18 protein-coding genes are annotated in these 24,176 nt (G+C 62.7%); 5 read left to right on the top strand and 13 right to left on the bottom strand.

The features are described 5' to 3' along the window. Window positions 1–105 precede the first annotated feature (105 nt). The 4 genes from QFZ57_RS19560 (at window position 106) to QFZ57_RS19545 (ending at window position 2,707) form a co-directional block, all read left to right on the top strand. A complete protein-coding gene (locus tag QFZ57_RS19560; RefSeq protein ID WP_306901432.1) occupies window positions 106–1,278 on the top strand; it encodes a PD-(D/E)XK nuclease family protein in 1,173 nt (390 codons plus the stop codon). Window positions 1,279–1,761: 483 nt separating this feature from the next. Continuing rightward, window positions 1,762–2,019: a toxin HicA gene (locus tag QFZ57_RS19555; RefSeq protein WP_306901431.1), complete on the top strand. Its 258-nt coding sequence runs from the start codon at window positions 1,762–1,764 to the stop codon at window positions 2,017–2,019. After that, window positions 2,020–2,373 (top strand): type II toxin-antitoxin system HicB family antitoxin, encoded by a 354-nt coding sequence (locus tag QFZ57_RS19550; RefSeq protein WP_306901430.1) that lies wholly within the window; start codon window positions 2,020–2,022, stop codon window positions 2,371–2,373. 88 nt (window positions 2,374–2,461) lie between these two features. After that, the gene (locus tag QFZ57_RS19545) at window positions 2,462–2,707 is read left to right on the top strand and encodes a hypothetical protein (RefSeq protein ID WP_306901429.1); all 246 of its coding nucleotides are present in this window, start codon (window positions 2,462–2,464) and stop codon (window positions 2,705–2,707) included. A gap of 13 nt (window positions 2,708–2,720) precedes the next feature. On the opposite strand, the gene QFZ57_RS19540 is transcribed toward QFZ57_RS19545, so the two are convergent. The 11 genes from QFZ57_RS19540 to QFZ57_RS19490 all read right to left on the bottom strand — a co-directional run bounded on the left by QFZ57_RS19540 (window position 2,721) and on the right by QFZ57_RS19490 (window position 20,027). Beyond that, window positions 2,721–6,017: a UvrD-helicase domain-containing protein gene (locus QFZ57_RS19540; RefSeq protein ID WP_306901428.1), complete on the bottom strand. Its 3,297-nt coding sequence runs from the start codon at window positions 6,015–6,017 to the stop codon at window positions 2,721–2,723. Continuing rightward, complete coding sequence (locus tag QFZ57_RS19535; protein ID WP_306901427.1) at window positions 6,014–8,854, bottom strand: PD-(D/E)XK nuclease family protein; 2,841 nt, start codon at window positions 8,852–8,854, stop codon at window positions 6,014–6,016. The genes QFZ57_RS19540 and QFZ57_RS19535 overlap by 4 nt, the downstream gene beginning before the upstream one ends. Before the next feature lie 57 nt (window positions 8,855–8,911). After that, the gene (locus QFZ57_RS19530) at window positions 8,912–9,412 is read right to left on the bottom strand and encodes a hypothetical protein (protein ID WP_306901426.1); all 501 of its coding nucleotides are present in this window, start codon (window positions 9,410–9,412) and stop codon (window positions 8,912–8,914) included. A gap of 86 nt (window positions 9,413–9,498) precedes the next feature. After that, window positions 9,499–10,086, bottom strand: a complete 588-nt coding sequence (locus QFZ57_RS19525) for a hypothetical protein (protein WP_306901425.1) — start codon at window positions 10,084–10,086, stop codon at window positions 9,499–9,501. Next, window positions 10,086–12,629, bottom strand: coding sequence for a sigma-70 family RNA polymerase sigma factor (locus QFZ57_RS19520; protein ID WP_306901424.1), 2,544 nt, complete (start codon window positions 12,627–12,629; stop codon window positions 10,086–10,088). Before QFZ57_RS19520 ends, QFZ57_RS19525 begins: the two co-directional genes overlap by 1 nt. Window positions 12,630–12,707: 78 nt before the next feature. Further along, window positions 12,708–14,393 (bottom strand): nuclease-related domain-containing DEAD/DEAH box helicase, encoded by a 1,686-nt coding sequence (locus QFZ57_RS19515; protein WP_306901423.1) that lies wholly within the window; start codon window positions 14,391–14,393, stop codon window positions 12,708–12,710. Continuing rightward, complete coding sequence (locus tag QFZ57_RS19510) at window positions 14,390–15,100, bottom strand: hypothetical protein (RefSeq protein ID WP_306901422.1); 711 nt, start codon at window positions 15,098–15,100, stop codon at window positions 14,390–14,392. Before QFZ57_RS19510 ends, QFZ57_RS19515 begins: the two co-directional genes overlap by 4 nt. 190 nt (window positions 15,101–15,290) lie before the next feature. Next, window positions 15,291–15,944, bottom strand: a complete 654-nt coding sequence (locus QFZ57_RS19505; RefSeq protein ID WP_306901421.1) for a DUF6308 family protein — start codon at window positions 15,942–15,944, stop codon at window positions 15,291–15,293. Between the two features lie 27 nt (window positions 15,945–15,971). After that, window positions 15,972–17,462: a TY-Chap domain-containing protein gene (locus tag QFZ57_RS19500; RefSeq protein WP_306901420.1), complete on the bottom strand. Its 1,491-nt coding sequence runs from the start codon at window positions 17,460–17,462 to the stop codon at window positions 15,972–15,974. Window positions 17,463–17,538: 76 nt separating this feature from the next. Continuing rightward, on the bottom strand, window positions 17,539–19,065 hold the full coding sequence (locus QFZ57_RS19495; protein ID WP_306901419.1) for an ADP-ribosylglycohydrolase family protein: 1,527 nt from the start codon (window positions 19,063–19,065) through the stop codon (window positions 17,539–17,541). After that, window positions 19,062–20,027, bottom strand: a complete 966-nt coding sequence (locus QFZ57_RS19490) for an ARPP-1 family domain-containing protein (RefSeq protein ID WP_306901417.1) — start codon at window positions 20,025–20,027, stop codon at window positions 19,062–19,064. The genes QFZ57_RS19495 and QFZ57_RS19490 overlap by 4 nt, the downstream gene beginning before the upstream one ends. 93 nt (window positions 20,028–20,120) lie before the next feature. On the opposite strand from QFZ57_RS19490, the gene QFZ57_RS19485 reads away from it, so the two are divergent. Next, window positions 20,121–20,792, top strand: coding sequence for an NUDIX hydrolase (locus tag QFZ57_RS19485; protein ID WP_306901416.1), 672 nt, complete (start codon window positions 20,121–20,123; stop codon window positions 20,790–20,792). A 489-nt stretch (window positions 20,793–21,281) separates the two neighbouring features. Here QFZ57_RS19485 and QFZ57_RS19480 read toward each other — a convergent pair whose 3' ends face one another. Both QFZ57_RS19480 and QFZ57_RS19475 read right to left on the bottom strand, forming a co-directional pair. Beyond that, window positions 21,282–22,448, bottom strand: a complete 1,167-nt coding sequence (locus QFZ57_RS19480; RefSeq protein ID WP_306901414.1) for a TRAFAC clade GTPase domain-containing protein — start codon at window positions 22,446–22,448, stop codon at window positions 21,282–21,284. Window positions 22,449–22,581: 133 nt separating this feature from the next. Beyond that, a complete protein-coding gene (locus QFZ57_RS19475; protein WP_306901413.1) occupies window positions 22,582–24,168 on the bottom strand; it encodes an SIR2 family NAD-dependent protein deacylase in 1,587 nt (528 codons plus the stop codon). Between the last annotated feature and the right edge of the window lie 8 nt (window positions 24,169–24,176).

The raw sequence follows: 24,176 nt of genomic DNA, 5'->3' as shown, positions 1-24,176 counted from the left end.
CGGAGCGCGGCCGAGCTCCTGTTTAGCGTTCGAGGTTGTCTTATTCTTTAGCCAATGGCCTCGTCTTCCATTTGGCCTTAACGTCGATGCCAGGGGGATGATGTCGTGTCAGATGACTTGGTAACTGGGCTCCTGCCAGTGCTTGGCAGGTCCCTAAAGCTGGGTTTCAACGTCTTTGACGTCATGCACCACGGACTCCACGAGAAGCAGATCTCGAATGTTTTCAGGTGGTTGTTGGACCCCGCGCAGACGCACAACCTGGGCGACCGTTTTCTGCGGATCTTTATCGACGAGTTGAACCGGGTTTCGGTGGGGAGCGACCCCTTTCCACATGGCAGCTACTTGGTGCGTCAGGAGGTGAATATCGCAGTGGGCGGGGCGGGCGCGGACATCGCCGACCTTGTCCTTGAGAGCGAAGATGCGGTCGTCGTCATCGAGAACTACTTCACCTCTGACGGTCACGGTCACAGTTACAGCGGTTATCTGGCGTTCAGCGTCCGGGACGGCAAGCGTGGTGTCGTCGCTCTTTTGTGTCGCGATGAAGATGTGTCCTTGCAGACCTTGGGGTGGGAGGACGCCGCGGTCCTTACGTATGGCAAGTTAGCTGAGCGACTGCTGGAACACGTAGGTGGCGACAGGGCATACCAGCGGAAAAATCCCGATGCCTATGCATTCATCGAGCAGTTGCACCGTAAGTTCGTTAGGGGAAGGGGTCGCGTGGGTGATCAGGAAGTGCTCAGCTTCGTCGTTGCCATGTGTGATACCGGGGAAATTTGCAGATACCAGGAGCAGCCGCAGGATGTAGCCGCCGAGCGCTTTGCTGATGATCTTGCGGTGCAGGCGAAGGAACGGTTTGGCGAGGGCCGCGACCTCCTCCAGCGAGCCAAGGGGCGCCTCAGCGCCTTCAGCGAGGGTCCCCTCAGACGCCAACTCAACGCGACTTGGGGCGAGGGGTTTGTGCTTGGAGTCAACGCCAGACTCGCGGGGATATACCAGTGGACTATAAACATTGAAGTGAAGGAAGAATCGAACGACTTGGGCCAGTCGCGGCTCCAACTCAAGTTCGGGCCGTCTGCGTGGTTCGCCAACGAACGGGATCCGAGCTGGACCCGGACGGTCGATTCGGGCCAAGCGGACTACTCGCGATTGTTCCTTACGCGGGCCGGCGTCAAGGAGATCCGTCAGTCGACCCTGAGTATCCAGGACGTCCTTGACGGCCTCAAACCCGACGACCATAGGCTTCACGACGAGATCGTTGCGTTGCTCAGAGGAAACTGAAGGCTGTCGGACCGGATCGCACTCGGCTGGTCGGAATTTTCGCTGAGTCATTCGGTGAGTCAAAGGGCGAAGACGGACCTGGGAGCTGCAATCCAGCGGTCGCGGGCTCTATGGCGAAGTCCCAGGAACCGCGAGGCGTAAGCCCGAGCTTAGCCTGATAGGAGTTCCAGCCAGTAACTGGCTACCCGGGTCCTGCTGTTTTGCTCGTCGTGGGTGCCCGGCACCCGCAAGACAGAGCAGTGGCTGGTGCCGGTGGGGCGCAGTGACCATGTGGATCGGATGGGGTGTGGAAGCCGACCGTGGGTTGGAGCGCGGCGTTCGGGCGGTGGATGTCTCGATTGAAGCGGTGGCGAGGGTGGGGCAATTGTTTCCGACGTTCCGGCACCGGCGGCTGTAGGTAACTGCGGAAGCCCCATGGGAGGCAGGGCGGGATTCACCGGAAGGCCAAGGGCACCTTGAAAACTTGGTGCCTAAAGTGGCACCATGGAGGTTGTGGCGAGCATCGACAAGATCGAAAAGCAAGCTAGAAACTCACCTGACAACGTCTCCTACAGTGACATGCTCAAACTCTGTACTCATTACTTTGGGGAACCGAGGTCAGGTTCCGGGAGCCACAATGCAATCTTCAAAATGCCCTGGTCGGGGGATCCCAGGATCAATCTGCAGAACAAGAATGGCAAGGCCAAGCCGTACCAGGTGAAGCAAGCCATAGCCGCCATCGATCGGAGCAAGGAGAAGTAGATGTCCACTCGAAAAGCAGCTGCCGCACCGTCCACGGTGGCGCAGTACCGTTACTCGGTCCAGTGGTCGCCCGAGGACCAGGAATTTGTGGCCACTGTCCTTGAGTTCCCTTCCCTCTCTTGGCTGGACGAGGACCAGTTCGAGGCGCTTCGGGGCATCGAACGGTTAGTGTCCGATGTCATCGATGAACTTATACAGTCGGGAGAGCCCGTGCCTGAACCCATCGCGACGCAAAAGTTCAGTGGTCGCCTCAACCTTCGGGTACCTCCGGAACTTCATCGGAAGCTGGCGATCGAGGCTGCCAATCACGGAGTGCCCCTGAACAAGTACGCCACTGAGCGGTTGACGGCATAACCGAAGTTCACGGGTTACAAAAAGCGCTTAGCGCTAAGAAGTTTTTGTAACTGCCTGGAATGTCCGCGGCCAGGGCTAGGTTGCTCTCATGACCAAGGACGACAAGACAACGAGAGCAAATGCGACAAGGAAGTGCCCCGTGTGCGGGCATGAAGCCTGGCGCGTCATGTACGGCATGATCATGCCCGACACCCGGGAGCAGTTTCCCAAGGCAGAGTTCGCCGGCTGCGGCATGATGGAGGAACTCAGGGTCTATCCCGCCACCGGAAAAGTCGAAATGGGTGTGCCGAAGTGGGCATGCCAGAATCCCGAGTGCCGCCACCGGTGGTGGTGACGGCGTCCGGCGACTACGATCCGCCCTCAGATGGGTCATGTCGCGCCTGATGGCGGATTTCGGCGTCTCCGGCCCTGCAGAAGATCAGAACGAGCTCACGTACCGTCTGGCCGGTGATGCGTTCCACCATTCCGGCGTAGGTAGAAAGCTGGCGCCAGTACGCCGCCAGCCTCTCCTGCGGAACACTGATGTCCGTCTTGAAATCGGCGATAACCAGCGTCCCGTCGTCCTCCCGGTACATCAGGTCGATGATGCCCTCCAGTGTCACACCATCCATGGACGTGACAACGGGCAGCTCTAGCCAGTGTTCCCGGTCGGCGGCGCGCTGAACCGGTGCGCTCCTCAGCGCGGAACGGGCGCGCTCCGCGAGGCCCTCCGGATCTGACAGTCCGGACGCGCTGGCGATCCTCTCGGCGAGCTCATCGAAGTTCGAGGCCTCGCGCAGGTCGCTGAGTTCCAGCAGCCGGTGCAGCGCTGTCCCGAATTCCTGGCCGTGCTCCCCGCCCGGCGGTGCGAATGACGGCAGTGTTCCGTCCTCTTCGATGCTCATAAAACGCGGCCACCCGTCGGATTCAAGTCCGGCCAGGTCCCCGGCTCCCTTGGCAGTCGCGGTGACCGAGGTGGCGGATGCGATGGCGGAGTTCTTCTGCCACGTGTCGCGGCGCTGCTGCCACGCGTCGAACGCTTCCACTGGCAGGACCTTGTGGGACGCTCCCGCCTGTAGTGGCATCTCCTCCGGAATGTCGAGGTCCGGCGCCGAGGCAGTGTCTGCGTCCCTCAGGAACTGGCCAAGACTGTTTCTGGCGTTTACGTAGTGGGATACGACGAGGTGGCTTTCCGCGCGTGTGCACGCCACGTAAAGCAGCCGGATCCGCTCTGCCTCGCCGAACAGGTCCTCCACTCCCTCCGCGGCACCGTAACCGGCCGACCGGATGTCGCGGATGAAGTGCACCTGCACTTGGGAATCCTGGTCCCATAGGGCTGCAGCTTTTTGGTTGTTCGGGCCGGAGCCCGTTCCCGCCAGGATCACCATGGGAAATTCCAGCCCCTTGGAGGCATGGATGGTCATGATCCGCACAGCCTGGACATCGGTCTCCGGCACTACGGCTTCCTTGACCCGGGAGTTCTCCTCCTGCTGCGCGGCAGCCCAGACGAGGTAGTCCCGCAGGCTGCCGTGGGTGGCCTCGGTCCAGGCGCGGGCCTGGTCGACGACGAAGCGGAGCCGGCGCCACACGTCCCGGTAGCGCGGGGCGTCGATAGCTGCCTCCAGCATGCGCCGGTCGGTGACAATGCGTTCCATGATCTCGGCCAGCGTCAGCACCTCGATATCGCGGCAGAGGGCCGCAAGGTACTGCAGGGAGTCTGCCACAGGGGAGTTACTGAGCGTCTCCGGCGCATTCGAGAAGATGTTCCAACGCCCTCCTGCCTGCTTCCATTCGAACAGTTCATCGTCGCCGCAGCCGAACATCGCCGACCGCAGGGATAACACCAGCGCGGTTTCATCCGCTGTGTTGGAGATGGCTCGCATCGCGAGCAGCAGGTCCGTGACTTCCTGGGTAGAGTAGACCAGCGAAGATGCCTCGGCCCGGTACTCAATGCCTGCGTCGTCCAGAGCATCCTCAAGCGCGGCAAGCGACGTACGGGTGGGGATCAGTACGCAAATGTCCTTCAGCTCGATTGGCGAACATTCGAAACCACCGGACACTTTCCGTTTGCTTTGTTTTTGCCAGCCCGGCAGCCCTGCCGTGCCAGTTGCGATCCTGATTGCTGCCGCGACGTCGGCCGCTTCCTGCCGGCGCATGGCATCAGCTGTGACCTTTCCCGATTCACCGGGCTGGATGCCAGCCCGGCCAATGACCGTCACAGCGGGGCCGTGTTCGTTGTTCCAGTCAGGGCGCTTGGGATCGGGTGTCAGCGGGCGGTATTCGGGCTGGATGGTGCCGCTCGGCACGATGAGCTGCCCGAAGGTGCCGTTGATCCAGTCGAGAAGCGTTCCGGTTGAGCGGAAGTTGGTCTGGAGCGAGGCGATGCTCGAAGAGGGGTCGTCAGAGAAGCGCTGCTGGGACGCGAGGTAGGTGGCGATGTCGGCCCGGCGGAAGCGGTAGATGGACTGCTTCGGGTCCCCGACGGTGAACAGCCGGCCCGGCGGAACGCTCAGCTGTTCCCAGCCCTCGGGCCCGCAGACCTCGTCCGCCGCAATCCGGGTGGCAAGTTCCGCCTGGACGGGGTCGGTGTCCTGGAATTCGTCCAGCATGATGCAGCGGTAACGATCGTGGAGTGCCGCATGGACGGCATGTTTGTTCTCGCCGACCAGGAGGTCCCGGGCAAGGATCAGGAGGTCGTGAAACTCAAGCTCGCCGCTGTGCTGGCGTTCACGGGCAGCCTCTAGAAGAATCTCGGCCATGGCGGCCGTGACGGTTTCGACGGCGGGCTGGACGAAGCTGTTGCGCAGGGCGATGGCTTGATCAGCCAGATCCTTGCAGGAGCTCCGCACTTCAGCGACGTTGACGGACCAGTTGCCCTTTTGGCCGCCGCCGAAGCCCTTCGTCGGGACAGCCTGCAAGAGCTCGAGGACCAAGCCAAGTTCGCCGGTTTCGGCCTCGGCGAGCCGGCCGTGCCAGCTCTTGATGTGTTCGAAGGCGCTGAGCAGCTTGTCTGCCGGATCCGTGCAGTGGTCAGTATGCGCGAGGACCTCGGAGGTCTGGCGCAGAAGCGGGCCCAGCTCCACGGCCGGGATATGGCGCCGCTGCGGAGGGTGGCTTTCCAGCCGGTCCCAGTTCGAGTCCAGGTCAGACGCCACGTTCTGCAGATGGTCCAGTGAAACGCCCACTGCGAGGAGGATGCGGAGGGCGTCGTCGATGGACGGGTCGGTGAAGAGTTTTTGCCGCGCAGCCTCCCAGCGGCGGGCAAAGGCGATCCGGGACCGCAGCTCATCCACCACGGTGATCAGGGGAGGGACGCCGGCCTCGATGGGATGTTCGCTGATGATGCGGGCAGCGAAGGAGTGGATGGTGCCGATGGGCGCGGTGTCCAGCTGGTCGAGGGCCCGCCGGCGCAGGTCTGTCGGGCTGGCATCCTCCAGTTGCCCCCGGACCCGTTCCCGGAGCTCCCCTGCGGCCTTTTCCGTAAAGGTGATGGCTGCCACGCTCCTAAGTTCCACGCCGGCGTCGACCATGGCACAGATTCGCTCGACGAGTTCATGCGTCTTGCCGCTCCCGGCGCCGGCTTCGACGAAGATGTTTGCGTCGAGCTCCTTCTCGATGAGCGTGCGGTCAATCTGGTCTGCAAGGTCCAGGACTTCGGATTTCATTTCTCCGCCTTCAGGAGCTGGGCATACGGCTGAATTTCGGGGGCATTCTGAAGCTTCAGCCACTGCTGGCCGAGCTCCGGGGCTCCCATCATGGTGGTGAAGTTGACATAGCGGTCGGACTCGGGCCGTGGGGGGAAGACCCCGTTCCGCAGTGCCGAAATGATGAGGCCCGCGTCTGTGCGGAGCTGCTCCACGACGTCATCCGTCACGGTATAGCCGATCTTCTCGAAGTTGCCGGCCTTCGAGATGAACCAGTATTCCGCTGCTACAGGGGAGGCAGAGGTTCGGAGGGTTTGCGCGAACAGGCCGTAAACGGGCAGCTGGTAGCGGGTGCCTTCCGCGGTCGGATGTTTCCCGAGGGCCTTGTATTTGTCGTTTACTTTGCCGGTCTTGTAGTCGATGACCCGGACTCGGCCGTCCTTATGGCCGTCGATCCGGTCCACCTTCCCGCGGAACCGGACCACGATGCCGTCCTTAAGGGCCAGCTCAACCGGCGGATAGCTGTCCGTGTTCTCCGGGCCGAAGCTTGCCTCTTCCGCGAGGTAGTTCCAGCCGTCCGCGAACCTCTCGTTGTCATCTTCCAGCACCCGCGCCAGATCCTGGCGGATCATGGCCTGGTTGCGCTCCCAGACGTGGCTGAGCCACGCCGGGTTAGCGGATTGCGCAAAGGCCGCGTCTGCCAGCTCCATGAGGCGGTCCAAGGACGGCGGAAGGCCGTCCTTGGTGATACTGCGGACATAGTCCTCCAGTATCTGATGGACAAGTGTGCCCCGCTCCTGCGGTGAAATCTGCACCTCTAGTGCGGCGTCCTCCAGGATGTTCACCTTCAGGACGTGCTTTAGGAAGTAGCTGAACGGGCTGGTCACCCAGTCTTCGAGGCGCGTGGGGGACAGGGCTTTTTCGGGGTCCATGATGGCGGCCCCGGCATCGGCGCCGAGGTTGCCGTTGAACCTGGAGAAGATGCCATCGCGCCGGTCACGGGTAGCAGCGAGTGCGCGCTGCAGCGCAGTATCGTCCCGAAGCGCCGCTGTGCGCTCCTCGGCAGTGAGGACGCGGCGCAGCCGCCATTCCTGGGCTGTCGGGGGAATCGCAGCCACGGTGGGGGCGCTGTTCTCGATGCCGTGGGCAAATGACTGCAGTTCGTCCTGGGGCCTGGGCCTGGCGGTGATCCACCGGGAGATCTGATAACTGCCGGATCCGCGCAGATCGCCCCGCGGGTATGTGAGGGTCCGCTCGGACCCGGCAGCGAGGGCAGCAAAGAACTGTTCTTTGGTGGCTTCCGCACGCTGCTCCACAGTGGGGAGTCCGCCACCCATTAGGACCCGCACGCTGTCCGGAAGGAGCGGGTCCTCCCGGATTCTTGCCGGCGCCAGACCTTCCGCCGTGCCGAGAAGGAACAGGACGTCCAGATCCCTTGCCACGGCGTCGGCATGGCTGCCGATGACGACGCCGGTGCCGCTTTTCCCGGTCCAGCCGCCTTTTGAGGTTATGGCGTCCTCCATGGCACTTTGGATGAGCGAGGGACGGGGCTTGGGGCCGACGCCGTCGAGGTGCCGGAGATCCAGGGCGGTCTCGACCAGGGCGCCGCGGGCAGCAGTTTTTTCCGGCCGTTCACCGGCTGTGCGGGGGCCCATAAAATCTTCAAGGAGCGAGACCAGCACCGCTGATGCCTCGCTCCAGGTTGCAGCCGTGTGGACTTGGCTAAGCCTGGCCGCAAGTGCTCCGGCAAAGGACTGGAAAATATTGAACCGCTCAAGGCGGGAGGCGAAGGCAGCAGGGTCTTTCCCGACGGCGTCCTCTTCGGCCGGTGGATTGGCGTAAAGCCTTTCGCACGTGGCACTGCTGGGCAGTTGCTGTTCCTGCCAGGCGAATGTGCCTTCCGCATGGATGTTCAGGATGGTTCGCGTGTCGGGAAGCTGCGGGTCAAGTTTCAGCAACTGAAGCAAGCCGCGGGCGAGGGGCGAGTCCACGAGCCGGTGGGCTGCCGGACCGACGAACGTAACTCCGGCTTGGCTAAGCCGCTGCGTCAGCAAGGAGGCGTAGGGCTGGGCGGCGGAGTGGAAGATACCTATGCGGTGGCCCGGAGTGCCTGCTGCCAGTTTTTCGACGACGAGCCTGACCACGGCGCGGACTTCGTCGTCGGCGTCTGAAGCGGTCATCAGGGTTGTGCCGCTCTCCGCGGACCCGGACGCGGTGATCTGATGCATCCCGGCCTCTTCGAGACGTGCTTTGAAGAGGGCCGGTGAGGGCCGGGTTTCGGCGCCCAGCATGAAGCCGATGACAGTGCCGAGTCGCCGCGTCACAGCGCTGGTTCCAAGTTTGCTGCCTGCGAGGGCAAAGGCCTCATGGTCCGTGTACCACTGTGGTCCGAGCGCCTGCTTGGCCATGCCGTGGATTCGAAGAACTTCATGCATGAGGCCGGGGAGTGCAGGGTCGGGAAGGTCTGGTCCTGCATCCAGCAGCTCGGGCGTCTTGGCTAGGGCGCGGGCGGTGGCGGGCTGGTCAGCGACATCCTTGAAGAGCCCGGGTTCGTCGGTCAGGACCTTTGTTACTGCTCCCAGCCGGAGTACCGGAAGAAGCGGACGTCTCCCGTTGATGGCGGGCTCGTCGGCGATGAGGTCGCTAGCCAGGTCTTTCAGCGTGAGTGCTTTGATGCCCGCACTTCCTGCACCAGCGTTGAGGGTCCTGCCCAGGAAATGGGCCACATCCCTCCCGGAAGCGTGGGACGGGACCAGGATGGTGACAGGAGCGAGCGGATCCTTGGCCTGAACGCGGCTGATAATTACTGCAAGTTCGGCCAGAGCATCGCCCACCGAAGCATAAATAGTGCTCGTCATGCTGTCCCCCTCATCCTGACATCTCACAAAACATAGCAACCGGCACTGACAAAACTGCTACGGAAGTTCATCGTTGCTGTTCCCGCTGGCGCTTGCAGCGGCGGCGAGCAAACGGTCGAAGCTCGTTATTCCATAGTCGGGCGGTGTGGCGGTGATGGCGATGCGCGTTGTCCAGACCACGTTGTCCACGCGCTTTATGACGGGATTCCGTACCTGCGCAGGCGGTTGCTCCCTGATCGCCAGAAGCTCCAGCCCGGGAACACCATTGACGAGGAGGGGGAGGGGTTTGCCGGTTTCGATCAGCGACCTGAACTGCTTCGCCGACAACTGATTGGCAATATTTCCTGTCAGCCCCACGATTATGTCGTTGACCGTGCCTGTCAGTCCCTCCAGAAACCTGCGCTCGGCGGAGGCCTTACCTTTGATTGCCAGTGCGGTGAAGACAAAGGCGAATACTCCGGTAAAGAGAGTGAAAGCCCCGCCGCTCCTGAGCCCGGGAATGAAAATCATCAGGACCAGGCACAGCACTGCGCCGATGACGGCGCATCCGACGAACATGCTTCCGGCGTCCTTTGCTGGCTGGCCGCTCCACTGTTCGGACGTAAAAGCTCTGAGGACCCGCGACTCCGGCTGGAATTTTGGCATCATTTCTCCCGCTTCGCTTCGAGCAGGGCCTCGGCCAGGATTATGGCGTGCCGTGCGTCCTGGAGATCGCTGCGCAGGCCCGGGTCCGGATTGACCACTCCAGGCACGTCCGCCGACCCGCTGAGTTCTCCAATCGCCCGGCTCAGGTTCTCGCGCTCCTCCGAGAGCATCCGGGACGACGTGAGTTTGGCCCTGCTCTTCTCCAGCCCCTTGAGGGCGCTGTTGATTTCCTCGCAGCGCGCCTGGACGGCGGCTAACCTCACATCGATCCGCTGTTTCCGGTTCGTGAACAGGGGCTTCATTTTGAGCGCAACCTCGTGGAGCTCGGTCAGGGCGGATCTCCGTGCAGGCTGTCCAACGGTGCCTGCCAGCAGCTCCTCACACACGTGAAGCCGCTGCTCCCAGAGCTGAAGACCGGTGGTGTTCTGCATCAACAGCAGAGCCAGGATCCCAACAGTTGCATCCAGTGTGCCGCGTCGGGTGATCAGTTTGGCGCTCGCGGCATCGAGACGGCTGATGAACTCCTCGTAATTATCAACGTGCGGCGCACTTTTGGCCGGCCATGGCGATTTGCGCGGCCCCGGCATCAGGCTGCGCCTGCCTCGATGCTGCTGGCCCTGGTGCCGCTGCCGAAGTTCCACTCCCGGAGGGATTGGCATCGTTCGGGTTCGCGGAGCAGCGCCATGGTCTTCGACTCGATCTGGCGGATGCGCTCTCGGGTGACACCATAGACCTTGCCGATAGCATCAAGGGTCTTCTCCTCACCGTCGTCAATCCCAAAGCGCATAGCGATGACTCCTGCTTCACGTTCGGTCAGGGTGTCCAGAACCGCATGCACTTGGGCCTTCAGCTGTTCCTTGGCGATCTGGTCAAGAACATCTACATGCCACGGATCGAGGAGTTGGTCCGCCAGTGGCTCCAGACCACCTCTACCGTCCGGCACGAGGTAGTCCAGCGAATGCATGGGCTTGTCCAGGTTCAGAAGATATTCGGCTTTGCCGGCGGACTGATCGGTGAGCTTGCCGAGCTCTGCTGAGGTGTACTCAACGCCTTTTCGGGCGGCTTCGCGTTGGACGGACTTCACCTTGTTGATCTGCTCCACCATGTGGACAGGGAGCCGGATAGCCCGTGCCTGATCTGCCAAGGCACGAGTGACAGACTGCCGGATCCACCACGTGGCGTAGGTGGAGAACTTGTTACCCAAGGTGTAGTCGAACTTGCAGACTGCCCGATGGAGGCCGATGTTCCCCTCTTGGATGAGGTCAAGCAGATCCATGCCGTGGAACACGTACTTCTTGGCGATGGAGACCACCAGCCGGAGGTTCGCCTCAAGCAAGGCGTCCGTAGCCCTTTGGCCCAACTGTGAGATCGTCCGGAGCTCCCGGGCTTCGCGGCGCCCGCGGGCAGGGCCGTCCGCCAGCAGGTGGGCAGCGTAAAGGCCGGCTTCGATGTCTTTGGCGAGCTCCACTTCCTGCTCGGCTGTCAGCAGACCGGCGCGGCCTGCCTGCTGGAGGTAGTCCGACACCCCGTCGTCGCTGAAGCCGGCGAGCCCTTGAAGCTCCTCCAGCCAGCCTGAGTCCTCAAGATCAAACGCCGTCGGCGCACTCTCGTCGTCCTCCTCCTCCACAGGAGGGTCCACCACCGGTTCAAGCGCACTGCCGCCCTCCGACCCAACGTCTTTCCCGGACGTAGGCCTTGCCGGCTTCTCGGGTTCTGGCACTGGAGCCTCTTCGGGTTCCGCCTGGCGCAGGAACTCCTGCAACCCGTCCAGATCCGTCTTGATGTCGAAGAACTCAACGTTCCGTGCGAACGGCAGGACCTTGCCGAGGAATTCCTCACCCTGGACGTCCGGATCTTCCACTGTGCCCTTGGAGTAGAGGACAACCAGCCGGCCGGGCCGGCCGTCGGCCTTCTTGCGGATGACGCGGCCAAGTCGCTGCACCATCTGCCGCTGGCTGCGGTTGGCAGCAACGATGATCCCGAGGTCGGCCTCCGGGACGTCGATGCCTTCATCGAGGAGCCTCGGCGCGGCAAGTATCTGCGACGCGCCAGTGCGGAAATCCTCCATGCCCTGCCGGCGTTCGTCTTTAACCATGCCACTGAACACCGCGGACGCCTTCGACCCGAGGGAGGTGTAGAGCTCCTGGGCCCGGCGTGCGGACTCCTGGGTCTGCGTGAAGACCAGCGTCCCACGGGACCCATCAACGGTTTCCTTCAGAGCTGCCAGTGCCAAGTATTTCGTCTTTGCCTCGGCCAGCAGCGTGAGCCGTGAAGACATGGCCCGCATGTACCTCCGCGCAATGGTTGCTTCCCGGCTGGGCGAATCAGAAGCGGCGAGAGCAGCCACAGCGGCAATGAACTGGGGAAAGGGCCGCCGCGGGATGCCAGCGTAAGTCTCGAGGTTCCGTGCCGCCTCCACCATCAATGTCGAAAACTCGTCGTAGTCGGCCTGTTCTGAAGCAGTGAGGTCGACGCCAACCAAGGCGATCTCGAAGGGTGCAATGACGTCGTTCTTCAGCGCGCGGTCGTACCAGAGGTTGTAGATAACGCCGCCGAAGTATGGGGTCAGGAGGTTCTCATGCTCGCCATCGGCCCTTTCGAACGTGGCTGTCAGCCCAAGCCGCCAGGCGTACCCTTCCTGAAGGGCACCAGTGAACATCGGAGCGGCGTAGCGGTGGCACTCGTCGGCGATGATCAAACCGGCTTTGTGGGAACGGAGGGTCTCGCGGTTGGACGCAGAATGAACAATGGCCACCAGGATGTCGACGTCGTCGAGCGAATCAGACCGGCCGTCGCCAAGGGCACCGCGCCGAGCAGCGGGCAGGTCGCGGCGCAGGGAGTCCAGCCACTGGCGCTGAAGCTCTGCAGTGGGGACCAGGATCAGGACCTTGATGCCCTGCCGGACTGCCTCGAAAGCGGCGGCAATGCCAACGCGTGTCTTACCGGAGCCGGTCACGGCTTCTACCACGCCGCGGCGGGCATTCGAATGCCAGGCCTTCAGCGCTTCCTGCTGCCACGAATACAGGAAGGCATAGTCGTAGGAGGCTGGCACCGTCGCGGGCGCAGCCGGGACGGGCACCTGCGGAAGCGTCGCAATCGGGTAAGGCCCGGCGTCGGCTAGTTCTGGCACGTCATCCCCCATTGGACGGTTCTGATCTGGTGCCTGAAGAGTATGGCGAGGCACTGACAATTAAGGTGGGCAGCGCCGCTACCCCTCTCCGAGCACCGGTTTCCATGCCTGGGTGCGCGCCAGCGCGAGCTTCAGTTCCCGCCCGCCTGCCTCCTCCAGCAGCCCGGAATCACCCACAACCACCAGCAGGCTCCGCGCGCGGGACAGCCCGACGTACAGCTGTTCCGGGGCCCGGCTCATGTCCTTGAAGCCGTTGACGCAAAGAACAACCACGGAACGTTCCAAGCCCTTGAAGCCCAAGACGTGGCCGTAGAACTCCGCTTCGTTGGCGTGGAACTCGCGCCAGTATTCCTCTGTGGCACCGCGCTCGTAATAGTCCAAGTGGATGGGGTGCCGGTCCTTGGTGGTGAGGAGCGCGATCTGGTTGTTCGCCCAACCTTCCTCGATCAGCGCCTCCATACAGTCTCCGGCCACGTCGAGCGCGTCCTCCGTGGGGCAGTCCACAAACCGTACGGGCAGGCCAGTGCTGCCCCGTGGTGTGAAGTGCTCGCCGGCGAAGGGTCGGAAGGACTCGGCGATCTTGCGGGTGTTGCGGAGGTTGTCGTCGATGTGGATGGGCACGAAAGTGGCCGTCGGGCCGGCGGTGAGGTCCGCCGTCGCGCCTCCCCAGCGTTGGTAGACGTCTTGCCGGTCGTCCATAAAGGCGTACACCTCACCCGCGTCCGGGTCGGTTGTGCACGCGAGAAGCGCGTCCCACCACAGGGGCGCGAAGTCCTGTGCCTCATCGACAATGACAGCGTCCAGCCGCTCGTGCGGGTGCATTTCGGCTGCCAGTTCCTTGAGGAGGCGGGGCATTTCGACGTCGAAGTACTCCTGCCCTGTACCGTCCGGTACGCCGAGCCCGCGCACGTATTCGTGGAACTCGCCCGTGAACACCGGCCTCGCCTGGCGCCACGTCGCCACCCGGTCCTGAAGGTATTGCCCCAGGCCTTTGTTGTAGCAGAAGAGGCCAACGCGTTTGCCCTGTTTGCTGAGTATGCGGGCCTTTTCGACGGCGAGCCACGTCTTTCCGCTGCCGGCGCCGCCGGTGAAGCGGATCCGGGGGAGTGACCGGGTCGCCTGGAGCAGTACGGACTGGCGCTCGGTGAGGTGGTCCTGTGCTGCTTCGTCCTCCTGGGAGGTGGTGGAAGGTACGACGGCGGTGTCCAGGTCTCCGCCCAGCTTGCGGACGATGCGGTCCAGGAAAGCCGGGGCCAGCGGGGAGGCGCCGCCTCCTTCATTTTCGATGGCTTGGCGGACTAGCTCGGCCGGGGACTTGCTGTCGGCCTGGTCAAGGATGAGTGACCGTGGGCACCCGGCCATGGTCCAGTCGCTTGGCACGTCGGTGTACGGCAGGCTGACCATGTAGACGCAGCGGCTGCTCACACGGGACCCAAGTTCGTTTTCCAGCCAGTTCTTGAGCGCGTGCAAGGAACTCTGGGACTGCGCCACGGGGCTTTGGATCTTTCGCTTCTGGTTGCGGTCCGACTGATACCACTGCCCGTCTGCGATGCTCACCTGACCGCCCTTGACCTCGATCGCGGCCATGCCCACATTCGGCCAAAGGACCAATAAGTCGATCTCGTACTCGTTGCGGCCGTCGCGGACGTGGACGGAATGGGCCAGGACGACGTCGTCCGGGAGGCTGTTCCTGAGAGCAGTCCATACGGCTTTTTCCGCCAGCTGTCCGTCGCCGAACTCCGGTTCTTCCGGAATGCACCTCAAAGTGTTCCCATGGCAGCCAGTCGCAGCCGGTCGAGCACTTCCGGGTAACTTGACGCAAACGAAGCCTGGGCACCATGTGCGCTGGGATGCTTCAGGAAACAGATAAGCCGGCTCTTGCCGCCGAGCACCATCTGGAAGAGGTTCTGCTGTTCGTCCGGCACACCGTGCTCCGTGTACTTCCCAAACAATGGCCGCTGCCGGAAGGCGGCAGGATAGGCAAGCTTGAGTGTCTGCGCGGCTTTGCTTCCAACGACCACAACAAGCCCTGCCGGTGACGCAGCGAGAATGCGGTCCATATGTTTCTGCGCGCAGAGTTGTGAAGCCTGGGCGACGCCCTCCTCGCCGTTGGACTTGCAGTGGACCACCTCCGTCATCACAGCCTGCTCGTACCACGGTGTTCCGGAACCGAGCAGTGCGTAAGTCTGCTGCTCTACCCAGCCCCAGTACGGCTCGGGAGTGCCCCACGTCGGACCGTCTACTGTTTCCACTTTTCGGTGCCGGCGGTTGAGGACCCATCCGTGTTCCGGGTCGAAGCGGTTGATCATGAAATCCGCGATGTCGGCATCATGCCAGTCCACGGTAGGGTACTTCTCGGCTACGCGCTTGGCGCGCCATCTGGCGGCTGGATTGCCCACACTGATGGCAGGGTTCGAGGACAGGAACACGATGCGGGCCGAGGCCAGGTTGCCGGCCCATGCTTCAGGCACTTGAAAAGGGCCAGCAAACGCATCCTGCGACTCCACGATCTTCCGGCATGGGTGACCTCGGCCCTCTTCAGTCACGTGGTCGGCACGGACCAACTCACTGCAACGGGCGACGCTCAGAGCGAGTTCGTCGAGGTAAAGGGGCATGTTGGCTCCGAGTTCCTGTGCTGGAAATTTAGTTGGTCCTGTGTGGTTATTGCTTTCCGTGCATCCACAGGACGATGTCCATGACTCTGATGTCTGAGATGGGATCTTCGACCCCGGAAATCTGCCTGATTGTTGCCAAACGTCGGGCGAGCCCGGGATCCTCCAGGAAAGCGCTGTGCCAGGTGGACCACTGGCCTATCGAATTCTCATTGAGGCCCATTAGCGGTCCGACCACTGAGTCGTAGATCGGGACCAGCCGCGGACGTTTACGAGCCATAATCTTGCTGGTCTTTGTTTCTCCCACGCCCCATCTGCCGGTATCGCGGCCGCGAAGGACATGCCACAGTTGAGTCGCGGGGCTGTCCGGGCCGAAGGTATCTGCAAATTCGCCGGGACGTATCTCCGCCAGGTCTCGGTCGGCAGGAATTTTCGCTAGGAGACGCGAAATTTTCTCTCGATGGGTGTCCAGGATGCCAATGGCAGCTTCGCCCGATATGTCAACCGCCAGAAATGAGACGGCTATCAGGTCGTCCGCGGTGATCACGTTTGCACTGGTGGCCGAGTTTCCCCCGCCAGCCCACGAATTGAAATAGCTGCCGGTGTAGGCGGGCAGGCCATCTGCTGTACGCCGATAGTAGGCGCTCAGAAGACGGGCCGCTTCTTCTTCATTGCCTTCGGTGAGAATCGAGGGGAGTGTCATGTTGGTCCTAACTACTCAAATGGGAATTCAGCTGGCATTGCGGAGCGTTTGCACAGAGCCTTTCAGGACGTCTTCAACTGTGACTCCGCCGTCTGGGTTGCTTTCGGATGGGAAACTCCCGGTGTGCCATCGAAGTTCGTCAGCTTCATAACAAGACCGGCCGTCTCTGAGGCCCTCAAGAGTGACGTGCCCCGCATCTTCTAACGCAACGCCTTCCCTGAACCAGTTGGGGACCGCCGCATCAGGTTTCGACCATCCGTTTTGCAGCAGTCGCTCGGGATAAATCGGCCAGTCGTCCGGCTGCAGGAATTCCTCGGAGACGATCTCGCACCACGCCCCGTCGGGCCCGGGGGTGATCTGGGCGTACGGCTGAGGCCCGCCATCCGCGCCCGCCCCATATTGGATGCTGAGGAACGAGTTCCACGGCATCGTTCGGAGCACTTCACTGATGAGTTCTGCAGCTCGTGCCCACGCGTAGTCTGCGGCAGCTTCGGTTCTCAAATGACTGACGATCCCGCGGAGCTCATCTTCTTCCAACGGAACGTAGGCGCCGATCACAGACTCCCAAGCCCCGTAGTGCCGTCCGATGGCCACCGCAGAGGGGCGATCCCGACCCATGGCTAGTTCGGCGATCATCCAGCTGTCATAACTAGCTACATCTTTCGGAGATCCAAAGAGACACTCCGTCGCGCGGTAGGACTGCGAGGCATCTTCATGGTCCGACGATGAATATCCGCCCTGTACGGCCGGAAATTGCAGTCCCACGGATTCCAGCGCTAAGTGCCAAGACCTTCCCTCCGTGCGATCGCGAATCCGTTCGGCGGGGGGTGGAAACGGTGAACTTGGGTCGATACCCATTTCAAGGGCTGCCGCTTCCCGGAGCGCTCCATACTCGGCGTAAGAAATTCCAACATTGTCGCCCTTACTAATTGCTTCAGCAGTCGTCTCTATGACAGCGATGACTTGGCCGATCTGCGGCCGCGACAGATGCTCGGCCAGGAGGATCCGATAGTTCTGCATACTTGGCAGAGGGTCCTTGCCCAATACCAGTCGGTAGTCCGGTTCCACACCGCGTTGATACCCGGTCACGAACAGCAGTCCCATTTTGTCAGTCACAAAAGCGCGGGGTGCTGTACGTTCTGAGTGCTTCAAGACTTCAGGGCTCTTCAACAGCTCTGCAGCAATATCGACGTCGATCATGGCCCCGAGTGCGGCCAGAATTCTTGGAATATCAGAGCTTTCAATTCCAGCGTCTAAAAGATGGACGACCCGGTGAGCATCCTTTCGCAGAACCTCAGCAGTTGCAGCGCACCGCTTGCGGAGAGCTTCGGACCGCTGCTGCTCGCTCAGATCAGCTACCCGCGTGCTGAGCAGGCGCAGCATCTCGTAAGTTCTCATGCCGGCATCGGCCGCAATGCGCTGAAGCGGGTCACCCGCTTGATAGGCCTTCACGGCCCGGCTCAGAATCTGGTCTTTATTAAGCACACGTGCACGAGGCACGGACTCTTTTTCCCCCAACTGCAGACTCTCCCCATTCGAATGCAAACGAGCATCCCCAGTGATACCAAGTCATTCTTACCAGCAGATAAGGACTTTAGTTGTCAAACGCTCCGAATGGTCGCCCTTTGTGACTTGACCTCTGACTTTCATCCTCCAGCATCCTCGCGAAGAGAGGATTTGGCTGCGCATTGGGCAGTGCCCGCCGCACATCCTCCAGAGCCTTCAGCGGAGAAATTCCAGCAACGCGGGCACCATACAGAGCGGCCACAGTAGGTGTTCGGGACTCCGCCCGGACACAGTGCAGCAGTACTGTTTTGCCCTCTGCCCGGTAGCGTTCGACGGCGGCTGCCGCCTCCTGAAGGACAAAAGCGGCGTGTGCGTTGTCGTCCTCAACAGGAGAGTCGACGACCCAAAAAGTCGCGTGGTCTTCAGAAGATATGCCCGGTACATCCAGTGTGCCCAGCCGACAGAGCGACACCACGGCATCGATCCCCAACTCAGCCACCCGCTGGACTGAGCCGACGCCGCCCAGCCACACACCGTCGTCGTGCGGGTGCTGGACCAGCGCATCGGTTCGGCCCCACATGCTGTAGTCCTGACGTTCGGCCCGCGGCCAGGACGCAGTCCGCCGGCCTTCGCCCCGGCCCAGTTCCATGCCCAGCATCATCAGGTCGCGGGCGCGCAGTCCCGGCCAGCCATGAAGGCGCTGCCGCCACTCGAACGGTACAGCGGTGAAGCCGTAAGCAGCTCCCAGCAGGCCACCGGCGATGGCGGCGACAGTATCGGTGTCGCGTCCGCCGCGCACGGCCTCCTCCAGCGACTCCCGAAGATGGGCCGGGCCTGATGCTGAAAGGCCCGCGTAATGGATGGCACTCCAAGCGCCTTGGAACGCCTCAACCACCCAGCCGTTGCGGGTAAAGTCCCGGGGCCGGGACCGCTCGGCCGTTTCGATCCGCTCCAGCCAGATCGAAGCCCGCTCGTCGGGCAGCAGCGGCAGGCCCACCCGGACATCGAGCTGCCCGTTGAGAACCGCGTGACGGATCGCCACGCACCACAGCCCGCAGGCCTCCTGCGCATCAGGGTCGGCGTGGGTCAGGGCGCTCATCACCCCGGCGGCAACCACTAGTTCGGAAGGCTCCCGCTCCAGGTAGGCGAGGGCCAGCGGGGCGGTGCGCATCAGCGAACCGTTGCCGGCGCTGCGGCCGGTTCGGGCATGGAATTCCACGGCCGCGGCAGTGAAGTCCTCGGCCTGGACCTTCCGCCCGGCAGCCGCAGCCAACCGCCGGGCGGCAGCGATGACGGAGCTCGTCTGCGCCCCAACGTCCTTCGCCTCCGCCGCCCAGGACGACCAGGCCCGGACCACCATGGTAAGCGCCGCGGGGGAGGAGGGGCCGGCGTCGGACGCGGACTCCAGCAGCGCCTCGGCGATCGGGATGGCCATGGACGTGTCGTCGGTCCACTCGGCCGGCGCGAACCCGAACGGTCCGCCGCCCTTCATGGTGACTTCGGCGCCGTCCGGCAACGGGGCGCCAAACTCGTAGCCGGCTCCGAGGGCGTCGCCGGCGGCCAGAGCGACGAGGACGCCGGCCGCGCGGTCATGCTGCAGGGGGTTCAGTTTCATGCCATCTCCATCAGGGGGTGTTGGGTGTTCCAGCCGGTTAGGTGGGCCAGCTGGGGGCGGCGCTGGGGGAGTTCGACGGCGATGCCGGCGGCGGTGACTGCCCCGGCTGCACGGGAGACGTTGCGGCTCCGGAGGGAGCCGTGGTTCCGTACCTCCACTGCTTCGGCGCCGCCGTCGAACGTTCCGAAGTCCATCGCCTGGACGTGTGCGGCGAAGCCCCGGGCGTACTGGCCGGGCATCGGTCCTGAGGCCAGCGCCTGGGGTGGCAGGAGCTCGAGGTCCAGCAGTGCCGCCCCGATCAGCTGCCGGTAGTGGCGGCGGAAGAGGGTGTGGGTGCCGAAGACCTCCAGGAGCAGCGGCTGCCGGCCGAGGCCGACCACCACGCCGCGCTGGCCCTCCAGCGGAGCGGGCGCGTCCGCGGCGCTGAACTGGTTCCGTTCCTCCTTGTTGTCCTTGAACCAGTCCATGTGCTGGACGAGGGAACTGGTGGCGGAGGCGCCCCGGGCGGCGTCGAACCGGCGGACCCGTTCCCAGATGCGGTCTTGCCGGTTTCCTCCCCGTTGCCCGTTCAGGCCGTTGGCCAGCTCGGACCAGACGTTCAGCGGGGCGCGGCGTGCCTGCCGCCGGTGGTTGCTCTGCCCGGCTTCCCAGCGGCCGGCCTCGACGCAGAAGGTGTCGATATCGCGTGTCTCACCCGGCCCGAGGACGACGTCGCGGGCGCAGGTCCGGTGCTGCTGCCCGCCTTCGAGCAGCTCGCCTTCCAGCAGCAGTGCCGGGTGCGGGCCGTTGTTGGTGACGGTGAGGCGGGATACCTGGGCGCCGCTGGCGAGCTCGGTGACGGCCACGTCTGCGTGGGTGCCGGTGCTGATGCCGAGGCTTCCCGGTGCGGAGGTCCAGACAGGGAAGATGCTGAGCGGGCCGAGGCTGCTGCCGGCGCCGACGTGAAGCTGCGGGACTCTCATGGGAACCTCCAGTTGATTTTTCGCATTTCTGCGCTAATTGGTTTCAGTATGCACGTGTTGCTTCTTTAGCGCAAGACTGCGATAAATGGAGGTGTGAAGGATTCCAAGAACACTCCGGGCCCGTCCCTGCTCGACTACCCGCGGCCGTCGGTGGCGGTGGATACGGCGGTTCTGACCGTTGCGGAGGGGAGTGTTTGCGTGCTGCTGGTGCGCCGGGCGGAGGACCACCAGCACAGAAAGTGGGCCCTGCCGGGAACGTTCCTGCGCGAACGCGAGACCCTGGCGGACGCGGTGCTGCGGTGCCTGCGGGAGAAGGCCGGGATCTCCGGGCGGGTGCCGCGCCAGCTGCAGGTGTTCGACGAGCCGGGGCGCGATGACCGCGGGTGGGTTTTGTCGGTGGCGCACGTGGACGTGGTGCCGCTGGCGGCTTTGGAGGAGGCGTTGAAGTCCGACGGCGTTAGGCTGGCTTCCGTGGATGAGGAACCGGAAATCATCGCCGGACTGCCGTACGGGCACGCGGACATCGTGGCCAAGGCGGTGGAGTGGCTGCGGTCCGCCTATGCGGAGGCGCCGGATCCTGGGGCGCTGCTGGATGAACCGTTCACGTTGAAGGATCTGCGGGAGCTGCACGAGGTGGTGGCTGGCGCGCCGCTGATGCGCGACACGTTCCGGCGGTTCATGGAGCCGAAGCTGGCCGGGACGGGCCAGATGTCAGACGGGACGCGGGGGAGGCCTTCGCGGTTGTGGCGGAGGGCGTGGAAGTAGGTCCACCGGCGCGGCTTCGGTCTCGGAGCAGGGTCCAAAGCGCCGACAAATCTGGACTCGCATCGGCATGGAACTATATTCCTGGCTGGTCATGCTGCGGTGACCATCCTGGTTGTTAAGAACCGTTGGTCCGCGGTTGGGGTTGCTCCCAGTAACGGGCGAAGTCATCCTTCACGAGGGGCCAGACTAGTTGGAATCCGTCATCTACTGAGCTGACCTTGGCAGACAATGGCGGAAACAGCACAAACTCGTGCGGGATCACTCTGCCTGCTGCATCACGGCGTTTCTCCGGATCTAGAAACCGAAAGGCGACGGTGTCTGCGTTTCCTTGGAAGGCTTCCGTGGTGTCCCCGACTCCGGAGAATGCGGCTTCGTAAACCTCGAGCGGGTCCGACCAACCCGCAGTGCGCAGGAAGCGGAATCCCCAGTTCTTCCCGCGAGTGGCCCAAATAAAGACATTGCTAGGCTCCGTGGGACTGCTGCCAGACGTCACGCGCGGCTCCGTAGCAGGACCTTCTCACCATCACCACGGTCTAGCTCCAATTGGAAACCGGTCAACGTTTCGGCGAGGAAGTCGTGCTTTGCTTTCGCCTCCTCATGCATGTCCAGCACCTTGGGTCCCACGAGATCGAGCACGGTCTGCATAAGCAAGGGGCCTATCAAGGCCACAACCTTGCCGATCGGGCCAGGAAGCCGGGCTAGGAGAGCGTGCAATCTATCGCTGCCAATGAAATCAGCCACCGGCCTGGCCACGCGCAGCAAATGATCGGCCACCTTTGCGCCTTTTCGCATTGCGAGGGCCCAGCGCACATACCGAGAGAAGGGAAGCATCGCCGCAATCGGCAGGATCAAATCCAACCCCACACGCTTGGTCACCTCAATCTTCTCCGGCTCGAACTGGGCAGAGGAGAGCAGCACAAAATCGTCCCCCACGGACAACGCCTCAGGAACCTCCACGAACGTTGCGATCACCCCTTGCAGTTTGTTCAGCTCTGCTCCGGCTTTCTCTACGAGCAGGTCCCGGAAATCGGTTACATCCATGTCCGGCATCAAGTCGGCTTTAGACAGTGCCATCAGCCAGATCCGCGGGAACGTCACCAGCGGTTTGTCATCTTGCAGAAGGTTGTCACGCAGCTTGAGCAGCTGAGTGCTGAGGTTGGTCAGAAGATGTTTGAGATAACGTTCCTCCTCGCCCGCGTTGTCGAGAAGCCTCTGGCCATCCACCAACACGAGCGCGACATCGGAACCCAGCAGAGCTTGGAATGTGTTGATCCGGCGCTTTGCTTCTTCCGCCCCGCTGGGCTCCTGTTCGAACCACTCGCCGGGGTAGTCGTGCCACACCAAGCGCAGTTCTTCGGGGACGTTCCTCCTGACCCTGGCAGCCGCCCCCGGCTTGCGTTTGATCGAAAACGCGTACGACGTGGCAGAAAACCGATTCGTCATCGGTAGCACGGCTGAATTCTTCATGCCGAGGTAGTTCTGATGCAGACGCCGACCGTGAGCGCTATCGACTGCGAGAACGTCGAACTGCTCCGTGCCGGAGAGTAGCTGCTCTACCGCTAATCCGTAGAAGGAGGACAAAAGCACCGTCTTGCCGCTTCCGCTCTCTCCGAATACGGCAATCTGCTGCTCTCGTGCGACCTTGTTCTGTTCCATAGGACGAACTTACGGCAATGAGGGATAGTCGGGCCCCTCGTAACCAGAGTGTGTCGAAACCCACGAAATGCTAGATGACTCAAGGTCTGAGGACGCGACATTCTTCACGAGGCCGCAAGAGGAAGTAGATATCTCAGCGTTTGGCCCCTCCATCGAATCCCAGCTCACCCAGGGCCTTGTCGAGCACGCCCCACACTTCAGCCGTCCCTGCTGACCGGTCGTGGTTGGCAAGAGCAAGGAGTTGCCGCCGCAACACCAGTTCGTCGTCGGCAAGGCCTTGGTTATAGGCGGGGGCCAGAAGATACGAGTGGTTGTCGGTCGCGTAGGCGGCCATCATGTCGAGGAATATTTCAAGTTCCCTTCCTGCTGCCGCGAGGGCCGTCTGCACTTCTTCTTCGCCCGCGTTCTGTGCTGGTGCGCCGGACATGGGAAGGATGTCCAGTTTTCCAGACCAAACAAGGCTCTGCAGTGGTTCTTGGAAGAGCGAGAGTACGGTCCCCATCTGGTGCTCCTTGGAGCCCGTTGCCGGAAGCGCCCGCCTGACATCGTGGACAATCTCATGGAAGTGGTCATCGGCGAGCCCGAACCCCACAAACAACAAGTGGTGGGTCAGCAGGTGTGCCTTGACTAGAGCGGACAGCGCTTCCCGGTTGCTGTTGTATCCGAGGTAGTCGTCACGGGTCAGCACAATGCTCTCCGGCGCATTGACCGAGCCATGAAGTTTTAGCAGCCAGTCATTGCCAACCGCAGGAATGTTCTCGGGCATGACCGTTCGCGGCCGTTGGGCATCTTCACAGGCCATTTCGAAAAGCCGGTCATAGTTCAGAGTGATCGCCCCGGAAGAGGGCAGCGCGGCGAGAAGCGCGGGTGCAAGTCCGTATCTCGGCAGGTCGACCGCCGCAGCAACGGCTCGGCCGAAAGCCGCCCGAGAGCCGTGCTGGTCGGCGTAGAGCTGCTCAAGCACGCCGGCTTGGTCCAGCGGTCCCAGCCCCTGAAACGCCTTCGCCTCTGCTTCTTTCAGGCGGACGCCGGTCCGCAACGTGTCGAGGAGTTGGCCCCAGCTGGGGGCGCCGGCGCTGACGCTGACTCCTGCGCCCAGGAACGGGACCAGGTGACCGGCGCCTGCAGTCTGCCCGAGGGATTTTGCCTTGTCGTGCAGGTGGGGTTCCAGTGAAGGCCATGACGAGTCGTCGGCCGCTTCTCGGCGCAGCTTCTGCGCCAGTGAGAACGCGGCTCGGTCTCTCAGCACAAGCACAATGTCGACGTCGTATCGACTGGCCAGTCCGGCGGAGGCATCGAGGATAGCGCGCAGAGCAGCGCCAAGATGATTCCCAGCGCCCCCACCGGCGGTTCCGAATAAGGGTAAGGCAAGGAGTCGATAAGGTCGGTGGTCGGGCGGCACTGGTACCGCCAGGAGGGCGCTGCGGACGAACGCTTCAAGACGTTCGGCGACGACGGCGGGCCCCCATATACCGTCGTCCGGCACTGCCGTCATGATTGGCAGGGGCGACACAGGTTCCCAGGAGCTGATGGGTTCGGCGAGTGCGCTTCCGTCACGGAAATCCGTCGATGCAGATGCCGCTGCCATGCTGCGTAGCTCCGGATGTGCCCGCAGCCAATGCTGCTCGATTTTGACGGTGGAGTCCGTAGGCAGCAGCCATGCGTCACACCGGAGATTCAAGATGTCGGCCATGGCTACGAAAACATGCGGTTGGGTCATTGGAACTG

Source organism: Arthrobacter sp. B1I2, assembly GCF_030816485.1.
Classification (GTDB): domain Bacteria; phylum Actinomycetota; class Actinomycetes; order Actinomycetales; family Micrococcaceae; genus Arthrobacter.
This window is presented reverse-complemented; position numbering and strand designations above follow the sequence as displayed.